The 15936-nt window shown below is 72.4% G+C and carries 13 protein-coding genes, 1 tRNA gene and 2 pseudogenes; 7 read left to right on the forward strand and 9 right to left on the reverse strand.

All coding sequences use genetic code 11. The features are described 5' to 3' along the window. Window positions 1-6: 6 nt before the first annotated feature. The 7 genes from ACXJMZ_RS26440 to ACXJMZ_RS26470 all read right to left on the reverse strand — a co-directional run bounded on the left by ACXJMZ_RS26440 (window position 7) and on the right by ACXJMZ_RS26470 (window position 4382). Window positions 7-444 (reverse strand): MerR family transcriptional regulator, encoded by a 438-nt coding sequence (locus tag ACXJMZ_RS26440; protein WP_457032543.1) that lies wholly within the window; start codon window positions 442-444, stop codon window positions 7-9. A gap of 123 nt (window positions 445-567) precedes the next feature. Next, window positions 568-789 carry a hypothetical protein gene (locus ACXJMZ_RS26445; protein WP_457032544.1) on the reverse strand — a complete coding sequence of 74 codons (222 nt, stop codon included), beginning with the start codon at window positions 787-789 and terminating at the stop codon, window positions 568-570. Then, entirely contained in the window at window positions 786-1184 is a 399-nt protein-coding gene (locus ACXJMZ_RS26450) for a hypothetical protein (protein ID WP_457032545.1), read from the reverse strand. The genes ACXJMZ_RS26445 and ACXJMZ_RS26450 overlap by 4 nt, the downstream gene beginning before the upstream one ends. Window positions 1185-1308: 124 nt before the next feature. Then, window positions 1309-2778, reverse strand: coding sequence for a sensor histidine kinase (locus tag ACXJMZ_RS26455; protein WP_457032546.1), 1470 nt, complete (start codon window positions 2776-2778; stop codon window positions 1309-1311). Further along, window positions 2775-3497, reverse strand: a complete 723-nt coding sequence (locus tag ACXJMZ_RS26460) for a response regulator transcription factor (protein WP_457032547.1) — start codon at window positions 3495-3497, stop codon at window positions 2775-2777. The genes ACXJMZ_RS26455 and ACXJMZ_RS26460 overlap by 4 nt, the downstream gene beginning before the upstream one ends. A gap of 107 nt (window positions 3498-3604) precedes the next feature. Further along, a complete protein-coding gene (locus ACXJMZ_RS26465; RefSeq protein WP_457032548.1) occupies window positions 3605-4117 on the reverse strand; it encodes a GNAT family N-acetyltransferase in 513 nt (170 codons plus the stop codon). A 191-nt stretch (window positions 4118-4308) separates the two neighbouring features. After that, window positions 4309-4382: transfer RNA gene (locus ACXJMZ_RS26470), tRNA-Cys, on the reverse strand. A 267-nt stretch (window positions 4383-4649) separates the two neighbouring features. Between ACXJMZ_RS26470 and ACXJMZ_RS26475 the strand changes: the two genes are divergently transcribed. The 4 genes and pseudogenes from ACXJMZ_RS26475 (at window position 4650) to ACXJMZ_RS26490 (ending at window position 8653) form a co-directional block, all read left to right on the forward strand. Continuing rightward, entirely contained in the window at window positions 4650-5429 is a 780-nt protein-coding gene (locus tag ACXJMZ_RS26475; RefSeq protein ID WP_457032549.1) for a hypothetical protein, read from the forward strand. 179 nt (window positions 5430-5608) lie between these two features. Next, a complete protein-coding gene (locus ACXJMZ_RS26480; protein WP_457032550.1) occupies window positions 5609-6514 on the forward strand; it encodes an alkaline phosphatase family protein in 906 nt (301 codons plus the stop codon). A 64-nt stretch (window positions 6515-6578) separates the two neighbouring features. Next, window positions 6579-7637 (forward strand): annotated as a pseudogene (locus ACXJMZ_RS26485) (MFS transporter); the annotation flags it as partial. Beyond that, complete coding sequence (locus ACXJMZ_RS26490; protein ID WP_457032551.1) at window positions 7634-8653, forward strand: TolB family protein; 1020 nt, start codon at window positions 7634-7636, stop codon at window positions 8651-8653. The pseudogene ACXJMZ_RS26485 and the gene ACXJMZ_RS26490, both read left to right, overlap by 4 nt. A 15-nt stretch (window positions 8654-8668) precedes the next feature. On the opposite strand, the pseudogene ACXJMZ_RS26495 reads toward ACXJMZ_RS26490, so the two are convergent. Then, a pseudogene (locus tag ACXJMZ_RS26495) lies at window positions 8669-9967 on the reverse strand (APC family permease); the annotation flags it as partial. A gap of 464 nt (window positions 9968-10431) precedes the next feature. On the opposite strand from ACXJMZ_RS26495, the gene ACXJMZ_RS26500 reads away from it, so the two are divergent. Both ACXJMZ_RS26500 and ACXJMZ_RS26505 read left to right on the forward strand, forming a co-directional pair. After that, entirely contained in the window at window positions 10432-11520 is a 1089-nt protein-coding gene (locus ACXJMZ_RS26500; protein ID WP_457032552.1) for a hypothetical protein, read from the forward strand. A 235-nt stretch (window positions 11521-11755) separates the two neighbouring features. After that, the gene (locus ACXJMZ_RS26505) at window positions 11756-13300 is read left to right on the forward strand and encodes a putative Ig domain-containing protein (protein WP_457032553.1); all 1545 of its coding nucleotides are present in this window, start codon (window positions 11756-11758) and stop codon (window positions 13298-13300) included. 34 nt (window positions 13301-13334) lie between these two features. Here the strand turns inward: ACXJMZ_RS26505 and ACXJMZ_RS26510 are convergent, their stop codons facing one another. Beyond that, a complete protein-coding gene (locus ACXJMZ_RS26510; RefSeq protein ID WP_457032554.1) occupies window positions 13335-14486 on the reverse strand; it encodes a DUF6777 domain-containing protein in 1152 nt (383 codons plus the stop codon). Between the two features lie 133 nt (window positions 14487-14619). Here ACXJMZ_RS26510 and ACXJMZ_RS26515 point away from each other — a divergent pair, with 133 nt between their 5' ends. Further along, complete coding sequence (locus ACXJMZ_RS26515) at window positions 14620-15903, forward strand: streptophobe family protein (RefSeq protein WP_457032555.1); 1284 nt, start codon at window positions 14620-14622, stop codon at window positions 15901-15903. Window positions 15904-15936 lie beyond the last annotated feature (33 nt).

Genomic DNA, 15936 nt, shown 5'->3' on the forward strand with positions numbered 1-15936 from the left:
ACTCGTTTACTCGGTTTCCTGTACGACGGCCGGCGGCCGGACCGTCAGCTCGCAGAGCGGCGGCCGGTCGACGGCGGTCGCCAGCGCGTCCCGCGACTCACGGGCCCGGGTCAGCTGGGCCCCGACCTGCTCGCGGACCTCGTGGAGCCGGGCGATGCACTCGTCCAGCTCGGCGAGCTTGCGCTCGTAGACCTCCAGCGAGGCCGGGCAGGAGTCGCCCTCCGGGTGGCCCGCCTGGAGGCACTCGACGAACGGCCGGGTCTCCTCCAGGCCGAACCCGAAGTCCTGGAGGGTGCGGATCTGCTGGAGCAGCCGCAGGTCCTCCTGGCTGTACGCCCGGTAGCCGTTGCCGGACCGCCGGGCGGGCAGCAGGCCCAGCTGCTCGTAGTACCGCAGCGTCCGGGTTGTCGTGCCCGCCCGCTCGGCCAGCTCACCGATCCGCATCACCCGCTCCTTCCGGGGTGCCTCTCCGCACCGCCTGGGACGACGGTAGACCTTGACCCTGACGTCAACGCCAGCGCCCCGAAACGGCTACAGCCCGGAACCGCCGCACCGGCCCGGTGGTGCTCAGTTGTCCTCGGTGCTGTCGGACTCGGCCTCCGCCGCCGCGCTCTCGGCGGCGTCGATCTTCTGCTGCATGTCCTGGACCTGGGCATCGTCGGCCCCCGCCGACTGGCCCGCCCGGTCGGGTGTGCCCTGGCTCCCGCCGGTCGGCCCGCAGCCGGTGAGCGTCAGGACCGCGAAGGCCGCGAAGGCGGCCGCTCCGAGGCCGAGGTGACGGCGGGTCACTTGGCCGGGGCCTGGGTGTAGCCCTGGGCCGCGCACCAGGTGGCGACGGCCTTGAGGTCGTTCTGGCGGGTCTGCAGCGTGGGCAGCAGGTTCTTCCGGAACGTCAGCCGGCCGCTGAGCAGGGTCTGGATCTCGGTGTGGCCGGCGGCCTTCGCGTTGGCCACCCGCTGCTCCATCCGGGCCACCGAACCGTTGACGGTCGCGTCGCCCTTCAGCCGGGTCAGCGAGGCGTTGATGCGCTGCTCGGTCTTGGGCAGCCGCTTGCAGACGGACTTGGCGCCGTCGCCCTTCGGTGCGGTCGCGGGCTTGGTCTCGGCCTGCGCCGGCACGGCCACCAGCAGCGTGCCGGCCAGCGCGAGTGCTCCGGTGAGGACGGCCTTGCGGTTGCTGAGCATGGCTGGATCTCCTTCAGCGACAGGTGTGTTGGGCCCGTGGCCGGGCCGATCGTGAGGAGGGTAGCGCCGCTTCTTGTGGATTCCTTGTGAGCCGCTCGGGCCCTCGGGCCCGGCCGGCGGCCCGTCAGGACCGGTCACCGGCCAGCCAGTCCCGGCGCATCGAGAGCTGTACGGGCAGCTCCAGCGTCGGCGCGTCGGGGCGCAGCAGCGGCAGCCGCACCTCGAATCGGCTGCCCGTCCCGCCCGGCCCGGGGGCGACCGTGACGGTGCCCCGGTGCAGCGCGGCCTGCTGGGCCACCAGGGTCAGCCCGAGCCCGGAGCCGGGGCTGTCCGGGCGGCGGTGGAACCGAGTGAAGACCGCCTGCCGCGCCGCCGGCTGGATGCCGGGGCCGCAGTCGTCCACGGTGAGCACCGCGTACTCGCCCTGGGTGCTCAACCGTACGGCCACGGTGGCGGGTCGGTCCGGCAGGTGGCCGTGCACCACGGCGTTGCCGAGCAGGTTGGCGAGCAGGATCCGCAGTCCGCTCTCCCAGCCGAACACCCCGACTTCGGCCGGGCTCTCGGCGGTCAGCCGGATCTCGGGGTGCCTTCGCCGGGTCTCGCCGGTCGCGTCCCCGACCAGGTCGGCCAGGTCGATCGGGGCGAACGCCGACACCTCCACCAGGTCGCCCTGGGCCAACGTCCGCAACGCGGTGAGCAGTTCCTCCAGCCGGGCGTGGTCCGCGCGGAGATCGCGGACCACCTCGGCGCGCTCCCCGGCGGGCAGGTCGGGGTGCGCCGCCAGTACGTCCAGGTCGGTCCGCATGCTGGTCAGCGGGGTGCGGAGCTCGTGCGAGGCGGCGGAGGAGAACGACCTGGCGGTGTCCAGCGCCTGGGCCGTCCGGGCCGCCTGCTCGTCGTAGCGGGCCAGCAACACGCTGATGGCGGTGGCGAGTTCGTCGACCTCGGTGATCCGGCTCCGCCCGGGGGCGGACGCTGCGGCGAAGGCGGCGGCCCCGGCCTGCGGGTCGAGTTCGGCGGCCCGGCGGCTCAGCCGCCGGATCGACAGGGTGGCCCGCCGGGCCAGCCCGAGCGCGACCAGCCCGGAGACCGGCGCGGCCAGCACCGAGACCAGCAGCACCCGACGGCGTACGGCGGCGAGCTGCGGTCCGTCGGCGGCGTACGGCGCGATCAGCCACAGCGTGCCTGGCGCCGTACCGTCCACCCGAACGGTCAACACCCGCCAGGCGTCACCGTGTTCGCGTACGGTGACCGGCCCGCCGGGCAGGCTGGGCAGCCRGGCCGGGTCGGTCGGGGACGGGCCGCCGGCCAGCACCACGACACCGTCCGCAGCAACCACCCGTACCCCGGAGTCGAGCGCGTCGCCGAGGACGCGGCGGCTCTGGTTCTGCTCCACCTTGGGCCGTCCGCCGCGGTCGGCGTTCAGCAGTGCACGGGCGGCGGGCAGCACGGCGCCGGCCCGCTCGTGCAGCCTGGCGTCCTGCTGGCCACGAAGATCCCGGTTGACCAGGCCGAGCAGCAGGGCGCCGGCGCCCAGCACCAGCAGCGGCACAACCACCGTGACCGACAGGGCGATCCTGCTGGAGAGCTTCACGAGCCGGCCTCCGTACCGGACGCCGTGCCCGGCCCGTCGGCAGGCAGCCGCAGGACGAAGCCGACGCCGCGCACGGTGTGGATCAGGCGCGGCCGCCCGCCCTCCTCCAACTTGCGCCGCAGGTAGCTGACGAAGGTGTCGACCGCGTCGGTGCGCACCTCGAAGTCGTAGCCCCAGACCCGGTCCAGCAGGGTGTCCCGGCTCAGCACGATCCCGGCGTTCCTGACCAGCTCCACCAGCAGCTCGAACTCCCGCCGGGTGAGGTTGAGTTCAACGCCGCCCTGGTGCACCTGCCGGGTCTCCTGACTGATCACCAGCGACCCCGCCCGGAGCGTCGTGGACGGCGGCGCGGGCCGTCGCCGGAGCAGCGCGCGCAGCCGCAGCACCAGCTCCTCCAGCGCGAAGGGCTTCACCAGGTAGTCGTCCGCCCCGGCCTGCAGGCCGCTCACCCGGTCCGCGAGTTCGTCCAGCGCGGACAGCATCAGTACCGGCGTCTCGTCGCCCTGCGCCCGCAGGCTGCGGCAGACCTCGGTGCCGGACCGGCCGGGCATCGAGACGTCCAGCACCAGCACGTCCGACGCCGCCTCGGCCAGCAGCCGCAGCGCGTCCGCGCCACTCTCCGCCGTCCGCACGGTGAAGCCGCTCAGCCGCAGCCCACGTTCCAGCGACCGGCGGATGGCCGCGTCGTCGTCCACCACCAGGACCCGTCCGGCGGTCATCGGCTCTCCTCCCGCCCCGGGGCCTGTGCGTCGCAGGGGCGCCCTACGCTCTCACGCCACCGGTCGCGTGCGTAGCCGGGGGTCGGGTGCCGGGGCACCCGAGGCCGTCAGTTCGCCGCCGGCGGCCACTCCCGCGCCAGCAGCCCGAAGACCACCTCGTCCTGCCGTCCGCCGGGAAAGGCCGCCGCCTCCCGCAGGATCCCCTCCCGGACGAACCCCAGGCGCTCGGCCACCTTCTGGCTCCGCGTGTTGGCGGGGACGGTGCGCAGCTCTACGCGGTCCAGTCCGAGCGGGCCGAAGGCGTGGTCGAGCAGCGCGGTGACCGCCCGGGTGACCAGCCCGCGCCCCTCGAAGGCGGAGTCGAGCCAGTAGCCCACCTCCCCGCTGCGCGCGGGGCCGTTGATCAGCAGGTTGACCGCTCCCGCCAGGCGCAGGCCGTCCTCGGCCCGGACGGCGACGGCCAGCGGCAGTTCCGTTCCCGCCAGCCACCCCTGTCCTCGCAGCTCCAGATCCGCCCGGGTCGCGTGGAGCGTCGGGGGCCGGTCGAATCCCGGGAACCAGGACGCGAGCCGCTCGTGATTGGCCGTCAGCAACGCTTGGTACGGCTCCGCGATCGCCACTGTGCGCGGTATCAGGACTGCATCRTCCCCGAGCGGCCAGGTAAACAACTCAGCGGTCACAACAGGCACTTCTTCCCCCGGACAACAGCCGTCCCGCCATTCTAGAGCGGCTGCCGCCAGGACGCCCTGGAATTGGCGAACCCGAGGGCGGGACCGAGGACGGAAAAATGGCGGCGCCACGATCGGCATCTTGGAGGTGGAGATAGGAATCGAACCCATGTACACGGCCTTGCAAGCCGCTGCCTCGCCTCTCGGCCACTCCACCGGACGGTTCGGTTCCCAACCTAGACCGTGCCGCCGGCGAATTCCCGCCGCAACACGCCGAACCCTCCCCGCAATTGGACGAACTCCCCTTCGAATCAATCCGGAGATATCGACCACACCACCCCCACTGTCCTATTCGACCCCGCCTGTTGCGCCCGGCGACCACGTCCATCGGCGGGCCCACCGGTAACCTGGCGCGGCACCAGCGTCCGATCAGCGAGGATGGGATTCACGCGTGACCGTCAAGGACTCTCGGCCGACCTTTTCCGTGGGCCCCGTATTCACCGGACCGGCCACCCGATGCCAGTACAAGAGTCTGCCGCTGCGTGACCTGCCCCCGCTGGGCATCGTCCGCCAGGCCCGGCTGGCGATCGAGGACTCCCGCGAACGGCGCTCCGGCGTCCCGGCGCCCGGCAAGCCCTCGGCCTACTCGGCCGGGGACTGGGTGCGGGTCAAGGACGCCGATGCCGTCCGCGCGACGCTGGACGGCCAGGACCGGCACCGCGGCCTGTGGTTCACGGGCAGTCAGTGGTCGTACTGCGGCCGCACCTACCAGGTCGAGCACGTCGTGCGGCGGATGGTCGACGACCACTACCGGATGCGCCGGCTCTCCGCCACGACCAGTCTCAAGGGCGCGACCTGTCTCGGGGCGGACCGGTCCGAGGGCTGCGGGCTGGCCTGCGCCCTGCTGTTCCGGGACGAGTGGCTCGAGCCCTCCACCGAGGCGGCCGCCGAACTGCTGACGCCCGCCCGGTACGTGACGGTGCGCAGCCTCGAGCAGATCCGGGCCACCCTGGACGCCGACGGCCGGCTGCACGGTGTGCCGTTCCAACCGGGCATGGCGCGCTTCGCGGGCACTCGTCACGGGGCAACGCCGGTCCTGCACCGGTCACTGGCCCGCTGGCAGCGACCCGTCGGCGGCGACTGGTACGTGCTGGACAGCCTGCGCTGCGGCGGCGAGCCGTTGCCCCTCACCGGCTGCGACCGGCAGTGCGCGCTGCTCTGGCACTCCTCCTGGCTGCACCTCGACGTCACCCCTGGCGAGTAGCCCGAGCGCGGACGTCGTCCCCCGCCCCGACCTCCCTTGCCGGGACACCGACAAAACGGCAGGCTCCGTTCGCCTGTTCTTCACCTGAGAAGCGCGGCCGTGTCCACCGCCCCACTCCTAGGGTTGCGGGCGCCCGGACACCCCCTCCGCCTCGCCGACTCGCCCGAAGGACATCTGCCATGACGACGCCTCAGTCAGCTCCGTCCGCCCCCTCCCGTCCCCGCCGCAAGCTCACCGCCGTCGCCGCCGCCACCGCCCTGGCCGCCGGTTCGCTCGGCCTGTGGGCCGCCACCAGCGGCAGCGCGCAGGCCGTCGTCGGCCTGCCCGCCCCGGACCACGTGGTGGTCGTGGTGATGGAGAACCACGCCTACTCGCAGATCATCGGCAGCTCCAGCGCGCCGTACATCAACAACACCCTCAAGGCGGGCGGCGCCAACCTCACCGCCTCCTACGGCCTCACCCACCCGAGCGAGCCCAACTACTACATGCTGTTCTCGGGCAGCGCCCAGGGCCGTACCGACGACAGCTGTGTGAGCGTCGGCTCGATGTCGGCGGCCAACCTCGGCTCCGAGCTGATCGCGGCCGGCAAGACCTGGGGCAGCTACAACGAGGGCCTGCCCAGCCAGGGTTCGACCACCTGCAGCAGCGGCAAGTACGCCCAGAAGCACAACCCCTGGTTCGGCTTCAACAACGTGCCGACCAACACCGCGTACACCATGACGCAGTTCCCGACCGACTACACCACCCTGCCGAAGGTCTCCTTCGTCGTGCCCGACCTGTGCAACGACATGCACGACTGCTCGGTCGGCACCGGTGACACCTGGATCAAGAACAAGCTGGGCGCGTACGCCACTTGGGCCAAGACCCACAACAGCATCCTGGTCGTCACCTTCGACGAGGACAACCGGCTCTCCGGCAACAAGATCGCGACCGTGTTCTACGGCGAGCACGTGACGCCCGGCAGCAGCTCGGCCACCACGTACAACCACTACAACGTGCTCCGCACCCTGGAGGACCTGGCCGGCCTCTCCGCCCACGCGGGCAACGCGGCCGGCGCCGCCGACATCACCGGCATCTGGAACTGACGCCCGTGTACCTCGCGGACTCCCGCAGCACCAAGGCCCCCGCCGTCCCGGACCAGCGTCCGGGGGGTTCGGGCTGCTGGACGGGATCAACAACGGCGTCGGCGCCCTGGTCCGGCTGCTCGGCGGACACCTCGCGGACCGCGGCGGCCGGGGACCGAAAACGGTGGCGGCGGTGGGCTACGGGCTCTCCGCGCTCTGCAAGCCGCTGCTCCTGCTGGTGCACACCGTCCCGCTGATCGGCGCGGTGCTGGCGGTTGACCGTACCGGCAAGGGCCTGCGCACCGCGCCCCGGGACGCGATGATCTCGCTGGCCACCCGACCCGAGCACCGGGGGCGGGCGTTCGGTGTGCACCGGGCGATGGACACCACCGGTGCGCTGCTCGGGCCGCTGGTCGCCTTCGCCGTGCTGCGAGCCACCGTGGACGGGTACGACGCGGTCTTCGCGGTCAGCGGCTGCGTCGCCGTGCTCGGGGTGCTGGTCCTGCTGCTCTTCGTACCGACCGCCCGCCGCAACGAAGTTGACCCGACGCCCAAGCCCTCGCTGCGCGACTCGCTCGACCTGCTCCGACTGCCCGGCCTGCGCCGGCTCGGGGTGTGCGCCGCGCTGCTCGGCCTCACCACCGTCAGCGACTCCTTCCTCTACCTGCTGCTGCAGCGTCAACTCGGGCTCGCCACCCACCTGTTCCCGCTGCTGCCGCTCGGCACCGCCGCCGCCTTCCTGCTGCTCGCCGTCCCGTTCGGCGCCCTCGCCGACCGGATCGGCCGCCGCCGGCTGTTCCTGGCCGGGCACGTCCTGCTGCTGCTCGCCTACGCGTTGGTGCTCAGCCACAGCTCGGCCGTCCTGCTGGTGCTGGTCCTGCACGGCGGCTTCTACGCGGCCACCGACGGCGTACTCGCCGCAGCCGCCGCCAACGCCGCGCCGGACGACCGGCAGGGCTCCGCCCTCGCCCTGGTCGGCACCGGACAGGCGCTGGCCCGGTTCGCCTGCTCGCTCGGCTTCGGCGCGGCCTGGAGCGCCTGGGGCGGTCACACCGCGCTCGCCATCACGGCAACAGCTTTGGCCTGCACCGCAGTTGCCACCTTCTTCCTGCTCCGCAGCTCCGCCGACGAGGTCACCGTATGAAGAACTCCACCCGCCTGCTGGTCCTGCTGCTGGCCGTCGTCCTGCTCGGCGGCATCGGCACCGGCGCCGTGCTGTACGCCGCCGACCGGGCCGACCGCCGCGACGAGGAGCAGGCCGGCGGCCCGGCCGTCCGGTCCGGCTCGGTCTCGCTCAAGGCGCCCGGGCGGCAGCTGGTCTTCCGCAACCTGGCCTGGGGCCCGCACCGGGACGAGATCGTCACCGTCCCGGCCGGGCAGCCGGACGGCGAGCGGACCGCCTCCGGCCTCAAGTGCCTGCGTTTCCATGCTGCTTCGGGCACCGGTATCTGCCTGCAGGCCGTCCACGGCGCACTGGAGGACAGCTACCGCACCGTCCTGCTGGACGCCGAGCTGCACGAACGGCACGTCTTCCCCGCCGCCGGAATCCCCACCCGGGCCCGGGTCTCGCCCTCGGGTCACCTGGCCGCCTGGACGGTCTTCGTCAGCGGCGACTCCTACGCGGGCACCGACTTCTCCACCCGGACCGCCATCGTGGACACCCGGACCTGGGCGCTGGACGACACCCTGGAGACCTACGCGATCGTCAAGGACGGCCACCCGTACCAGGCGCACGACACCAACATCTGGGGTGTCACCTTCGCCGACGACACCCGGTTCTACGCGACGCTGGCCACCGGCGGCCAGACCTACCTGGTCCAGGGGGACGTCACCGCACGGACCCTGACCACCCTGCACCAGAACGTCGAGTGCCCTTCGCTCTCCCCCGACGGCACCCGGATCGCCTACAAGAAGCGTGCCCCCGAGGCCTCCACCGACGCCCCCTGGCGGCTCTACGTGCTGGACCTGGGCACCATGACCGAGACCCGCACCGCCGAGCAGCGCAACATCGACGACCAGGCACTGTGGGCCGACGACCGGACCCTGGAGTACGCGCTGCCGGGCGACTTCGGCGCCGACCTCTGGTCCACCCCCGCCGACGGCACCGGCGCCCCGCGCCAACTGCTCACCGCCGCGGTGTCGCCCGCCTACCTGGGCTGACCCGACGCCGCGAGGCAGCGCGGTGGGGTCGAGCTTGGTCAGCACGTAGCCGAGCACCAGGATCAGCACGATCGGCAGCACCGGCCAGAGCGGCTGGCGCCAGGCCGGGGCGTTCTTGTGGTGCTTGCTGCGGGAGAACAGCGAGGCGACGGCGACCAGCAGGTAGAGGGCGGCTACGGCCACGCCGGTGATGCCGGCGAGCAGGTCCTGCGGTACGAAGCAGAGCACCGCACCGGGGATTCCGACCGCGAGGGTGGAGACCCAGGGGGCGTTGAAGCGATTGAGCGTGCCGAACGCCTTGTTCGCGGGCTCCGGCCAGGCCTTGTCACGCCCGGAGGCGAACAGCACCCGGGAGTTCTGGATCACCATGACGATGCCGGCGTTGATGATCGCCAGCGCGATGCACAGGCTGACGAAGGTGCCGACCGCCGAGCCCGACCAGCCGGCCACCAGCTCGGAGATGTTCCCGGCGGAGAGCGCGTCAAGGTCGGGCGCACCGACGGTGATCGCGATCACCGGGACCAGGATGACCACCACGGAGAGGCCGAGCGTCCACAGCACGGTGCGGGCCACGTTGCGCCGCGGGTTCTCCAGCTCCTCGGAGAGGTAGATCGCGGTGGAGAAGCCCTGGGTGACGAAGAGCGCGGTGCCCATCGCGGCCAGGATCGCCCCCATGGCGACCGTACTGCTGACGCCGGGGCCGGTGCTGACCACGCCGTGCAGCAGGCTGCTGGCGCCGCGCTCGCTGTGCGAGAAGCCGAGGAAGGAGACCACCGCGCAGGCAATCACCTCGAGCACCAGGAAGATGCCGGTCAGCCAGGCGTTCGCCCGCAGGTCCAGCAGGCCCGCCACGGTGGCCGCGATCATCACGGCGGCGCCGGCGATCCGGGGGTCGACGTTGACGATCGGTGCCAGGTATTCGGAGGTGCCGATGGCGATCAGCGAGGGCACGATCATGACGACGATCAGGGACTGGATGAACACCAGCCAGCCGGCGAACCGGCCCGCCAGGGTGCCGACCATCGCGTACTCGCCACCGGCACTGGGGATCAGGGTGCCCAGCTCGGAGTAGCAGAACGCCACCGCGATGCAGATCAGCGAGCCGATCCCGATCGCCATCGCGGTGTAGGTGCCCAGGTCCTTGAACAGCCCCGGCACGATCACGAACAGGGACGACGCGGGCGTCACGCACGACAGGGTGAGCAGCGTGCCACCCACCACGCCGAGCGAGCGGGAGAGCCGCTTCGGCGCATCTGCGGGCGCCTGGGTGGCCACCGCCGACACCGGGATGGTCGGGTCAAGCGTGTCGGTCATGAGGTGGTTCCGATCGGCTCGGCGCGACAGAGCGCGCGGTAGGGCGGTGTTCACCGGGAGCGGTATCTCCTCCAGAGGGCTGATGCCGGCGTTAGATGCTGTCGCTCCCGGGTCGCCATGGAAGCTGGCCGATGGCGTGCCGTCAACGGCCGAAATGCTTCGGAATTCGTTGCCGACCAGCGGGTTTCTCCCCGGAGCGGTCACCGACAGTGATCCAAGCCGTCCGGCAATTCCCGGGTCCTAGCGATGGATCAGCGATGAATCCATGGTGAACAGCCGACGAAACCTGTGATCGCGCATCATTGCTTGGGCGTCGCCCGTCCGCCCGGCACGCCGCCGCGGGCACCGGTCGCACGACGATAACCGCAGCTCAGAGCCGGGAAGTCGTCGATAACGTTTCAGCCAGCGGACGATCTCCACCACGCCCTGTGTCGAACCATCCACTCGACGCCACAATGAGCGCCATGAGAATGATCTACGCGCTGGCCGGGCTGCTGGTCCTGCTGTTCACCGTCGCGAGCATCCTGCGCACCCTGGTGGTGCCGCGCGGCCTCTACTCCGCACTCGTCCACCGGCTCTGGTCGGTCCTGCGGGCGATGCTCCGCGCGATCTCGCCGTTCGGCGGCTACCACATGCAGGACCGGGTGCAGACCTGGCTGGCCCCGCTGATCCTGCTCGGCATGCTGGCCACCTGGCTGGCCGGGATGCTGGTCGCCTACACCCTGCTGCTGCACGGCTTCTCCGAGCTGGCCTGGTCGGTCTCGTTCCGGGAGGCGGGCTCCAGCCTGTTCACCCTCGGCTTCGCGAGCGGTGAGCGCCTGCACCTGTCCGCCCTGGACTTCCTGGCCGCCGCCACCGGACCGCTGGTGATCGCCCTGCTGATCGGCTACCTGCCCACCCTGTACGGGGCATACAACCGCCGGGAGGTGGAGGTCACCCTGTTGCAGTCCCGGGCGGGTGAACCCGCTTGGGGCCCCGAACTGCTGGCCCGTCAGTCGCTGGTGGACACCGAGACCGCACTGCCCCAGCTCTACCGCGACTGGGAGCGGCTGGCCGCCGACATCGGCGAGGGCCACTCCAACTACCCGGTACTGCTCTCCTTCCGCTCACCCCAGCCGCACCGCAGCTGGGTGGTCGGCCTGATCGCCGTGATGGACGCGGCCGCCCTGCAGCTCGCCGTCTGCCCGAAGTCCGCCCCGCCCGAGGCCCGGCTGGTGCTGCGGGCCGGCTTCACCGCGCTGCGCGACATCGCCAGGACCCAGCGGATCGCCTTCGACCCGGACCCGAGCCCGGACGGCCCGATCCGGCTGACCTACGAGGAGTTCGACGCGGCCGTCGCCCTGGTCACCGCCGGAGGCATCGGCGGTGAGCGGACCTCGCCCGAGGCCTGGCCGCACTTCCGTGGCTGGCGGGTCAACTACGAGTCCCTGGCGCACGAACTGGCCCGCCGCACCGACGCCGTACCCGCGCTCTGGACCGGACCGCGCGACTTCCCCGCCGCCCCGATACCGCCGAGCCGCCCGGCCGACCGCCGCCCCCGGCAGCACAGCTGAGCAGCGCTTCTCCGACGCACGGTCAACTCCCGGCCCCGGTACGCCCGGAGGCCGACACACCCGTGCGTCAACGATCCACCTGCCGGGTCCACCCGGCGGCCCGACGGCCGCCGGGCCCGGCCCAACAGCCAATTCGGTCCGAACAGTTGACCTCCTTGATGCGGGCATGGCAGCTTTCTCCGGCCTGGGCGTTCCCAACCGGTTGCACGCCCGGCGATCCCCCACAAGGAGACCCATGCTCAAGGGACTTACCGCCGGACTCGGCACCGCCGCAGTCGTCGCGGGTCTGCTGACGTCCGCCGTCTCGCCCGCACAGGCCGTCCAGGCAGGCGATCTGACGTCCACCATCGCGCTGAGCAACTGCTCGGCCTCCCTGGTGCGTTACCCCACCTCGGTCGACGCCGACCGGGCCATGATGCTCACCAACGGGCACTGCCTGCCGACCATGCCGAACGCCGGCCAGGTGATCCAGAACACCACCGCCAGCCGCTCCGGCACCCTGCTCAACGCCGCCGGCTCCTCGCTGGGCACCGTGAACGCGGACAAGGTCCTGTACGCGACCATGACCGGCACCGACGTCGCGCTCTACCAGCTGACCGACACCTTCGCGTCGATCACCACCAAGTTCGGCGCCACCGCGCTGACCATCAGTGACACCCACCCGGTCGACGGCTCGTCGATGTTCATACCCTCGGGCTACTGGAAGCAGACCTGGAACTGCTCGGTCAACGGCTTCGTCGACACCCTGCGCGAGGACCAGTGGACCTGGCGCGACTCGCTCCGCTACAGCGCCGGCTGCAACACCACGCACGGCACCTCCGGCTCACCGATCGTCGACGCCACCAGCAAGCGGGTCGTCGGCATCAACAACACCGGTAACGACGACGGCGCGATGTGCACGATGAACAACCCGTGCGAGGTGGCGGCCGACGGCACCACCACCGTCACCAAGGGCCAGAGCTACGGCCAGGAGACGTACTGGTTCACCACCTGCCTCGGCACCAACCGCGCCATCGACCTCAGCGTCAGCGGCTGCCTGCTCACCAAGCCGGCCGGCACCAACGTCTCGGTCGCCAACCCGGGCAGCCAGACCACCGCGCTGAACGGCTCGGCCAACCTGCAGATCAGCGCGAGCGGCGGCACCGCCCCGCTGACCTTCACCGCCACCGGTCTGCCGACCGGTCTCTCGATCAGCTCCACCGGCAAGATCACCGGCACCGCCACGGCCACCGGCACCTACAACGTGACCGTGACCGCGAAGGACGCCGCCAACAGGACCGGCAGCGCCGCGTTCAGCTGGACGGTCACCGGTGGCGGCGGCGGCACCTGCACCCCGGCGCAGCTGCTCGGCAACGCGGGCTTCGAGACCGGCACCGCCGCCCCGTGGACCACCACCTCGGGCGTCGTGGACAACAGCACCTCCCAGGCCGCGCACTCCGGCTCCTGGAAGGCCTGGCTGAACGGCTACGGCTCCGCCCACACCGACAGCGCCACCCAGACCGTCACCATCCCCGCGGGCTGCCGCGCCACCCTGAGCTACTGGCTGCACATCGACACGGCGGAGACCGGCAGCACCGTCTACGACAAGCTGACGGTCACGGCCAACGGCACCTCGGTCGCCACGTACTCGAACGTCGACAAGAACACGGGCTACGCCCAGAAGACCGTCGACCTCTCCTCGTACGCGGGCCAGTCCGTCACCCTGAAGTTCAACGGGGTCGAGGACTCGTCGCTGAAGACCAGCTTCGTGATCGACGACACCGCGATCCAGACCAGCTGACCCCTCGTCACTGATCCAGTGCTGCGCCCGGCGGTCACCACCGCGAGCCGGTCCCGGAGCCGGAGGTCGAGGAGGACGGCGAACCGCTGACCTGGTGCGTGAACGACTGCCCGCTCGACGGATCGACCACCACGATGTCCTTCAGCGGCGACGGGGCCGGGCTCACCGCCACCACGTCCTGCTCCTTGAACGACGGCCACGGCGTGCCCGAGTAGGCCGGCGGGGTCGCCGACAGCACCGGCGGCAGCAGCGGGTTGCCGCAGGCACAGCGCACCCGGGGCAGCCCCCGGGCGTCGATCAGCACGGCGGTGCCGCTCTGCAGCACGGCCTGGTACGGCGTGGCGACGCCGTTGGCGAAGCCGTGGTTGGTGACCCGGGTGTCCACCCGCAGCACCACCGAGGTGAGCGAGCGGAGGTAGTCGCCGATCGCGGCCGGCTCGATCCCGGCCACGGCCGCCCAGGCCCTGGCCTTGTCCTGATTGGCGTTCAGGAACTCGGCCAGCCGTGGCACGTCGCAGCTGGCGGTCTGCTGGCTGCCCCCGTACAGACCGGGATCCGAGCCCTGCACGGTACGGCCGTCGGTGCCGGTGGCCGAGACGGTGCCCCCGGAGGAGGCGGCGGTCGACGCGTTCGAGACGACCGCGACCGAACCGGTGAACGGATCCGGGCCGGTGGCCGCGACCGGCTGCAACGCGACCTGCGGGGCGGCCTCGGTCCGGGTACCGGAGTCACTGTTCGTCAGCACCACGGTCAGCACGGCTGCGGCCACCACCACGCCGGTCACCAGCGCGATCATCCATGGCCTGCGCCACCAGGCCCGGGGCGGCCGTCCACCGGAGGCCGTGACCAGGGTCCGGCCACCGCCTGGCGGCTGCGCGCCCCCGCCGGTCGAGCCCGCACCCACCGAAGCAGCACCGGCCGTACCCGCACCGGTCGGGCCGCCGGCGGTCGCCGCGGCTTCCGACGGCTCCCCGCTCGGCGGTGACCCCTCCTCCGAGGGCTCGGAGAGCGGCCCGGACGGCGGACCGGACGCACTCCCGCCCGAGGTCGGCCGCCTGGTGGCCTCGCCCGGCTCGGTGGCCGGGCCGGTCGGGGGCACCGTCGGCGGGCCGGACGGCGGCTCGGACGGCGGCGGTTCGGACGGCCGCTCGGACGGCGGCGGTTCGGACGGCGGTTGGGAACTCACGGCCTGCCTCCACAACTGGTCTCCCCCGCTGCCTCATTGTCCCGGCGCCCGCCACCGGCGGCTCGCCGGACACCGCCGGGTGGCCCAAGCTGGGTGACAGGATCACGGCACCGCACGTCCGCCAGGAGGCGCCATGCTGCCGACCGGGAACTCCGGCAGACCAGGCAGACGGGCCGGCGCGCTCGGCCCCTGGACGGACGCGCTGCTCGCCACCTGCGTCACCCTGCTGGCGATGTCCGCGCTCGCCGCACTCGGGCTCTGGCTGGCCGGTGCGGGCGACCTGCCCGGGTCCGCGTTCCCCGCCGTCGTCGCGGCCACCGTACTGATGGCGGTCGGCGTCCCGGTCCAACTCACCGGCGACGCCGACTTCCTGGCCGATGCCCATGGCGAACTCTCGGCTCTGCCGCTCTCGGTGACCCTGCTCGGCGCGCTGACCCTGGCCGGGCTGTTCCTCCGCCCGCTGCGCCTGCGGCCGGGGGCGACCCCCGGCGAGCTGGCCGGCCGGGCGGCCCGCACGGCGGTGCTCTGGCTCGCCCTGCTGCTCCTGCTCCGGGTGCCCGCCCATCACAGCTTCACCATCCGGACCGGCGACCCGCTCGCCGACACCCTGGCCGAGGCGTTCGACGCTGCGCCCACCGCCGGCTTCCGGACCGGTCTGCTACCGACCGTCGGCCTGGGCCTGCTCTGGCTCGCGCTGGTCCTGCTGCTTGCCGTACTGACGAGCCGGGGCGCGCCGCTGCCCCCGTCCCTGCGCCGGTACCGGACGGCCGCCCGGCCCGCCGCCCACGCGGTGCTCACCCTGCTGCTCGGCACGGTGGCGCTCGGCCTGGCAGCCGGGCTGGTCTCGGCCGCCGTGGACGGGCATCCGCGCCAGACCCTCGCCGTGGTCCTGCTCGCCCTGCCGAACCTGGCCTGGCTGGCGCTCGGGCTGGGCTTCGGCGCCTCCTGGCACGGCTCGGTCAGCGGCGACCTCGGCCTGCCGATGCCTCAGCTGCTGACCGACGTCCTGCGCACCCCGGACGGCCGGGAGGTCACGCTGGACCTCCCGGCCCTGGCCGCGCAGGACGGCCGGGCCTGGCTGCTCGCGGTGCTGGTCGCCGTCCTGCTGCTGCTCACCGGCCTGGGCGCGGCCCTGCTCTCCCCGCCGGGCCTGCCGCTGTGGCGGTACGCCGCGCAGCTCGCGGCGGCGCTGGCACTCGCCATGCTGCTGATCGGCCTGCTGACCCGGATCTCGGTCGAGCTCGGCCTCTCCCTGCTCGGCTTCGACACGGCGGGCGGCGGAGTCTCGCTGGAGGCACGCCTGCTGCTCTCCGTCCCCCTGGCAGCCGTCTGGGGCGCCCTGGTGGGCCTGCTCGGCGCGCTCGCCGCCCGCCGCCTCCGGCGCCGCACCCCGGACGGCCGGGATCCGCAGCGTTAGGGCCTGCCCGCAGGCGCGGCCGGAGCCCGGGGC

The sequence above is a fragment of the Kitasatospora sp. P5_F3 genome, from assembly GCF_054049135.1.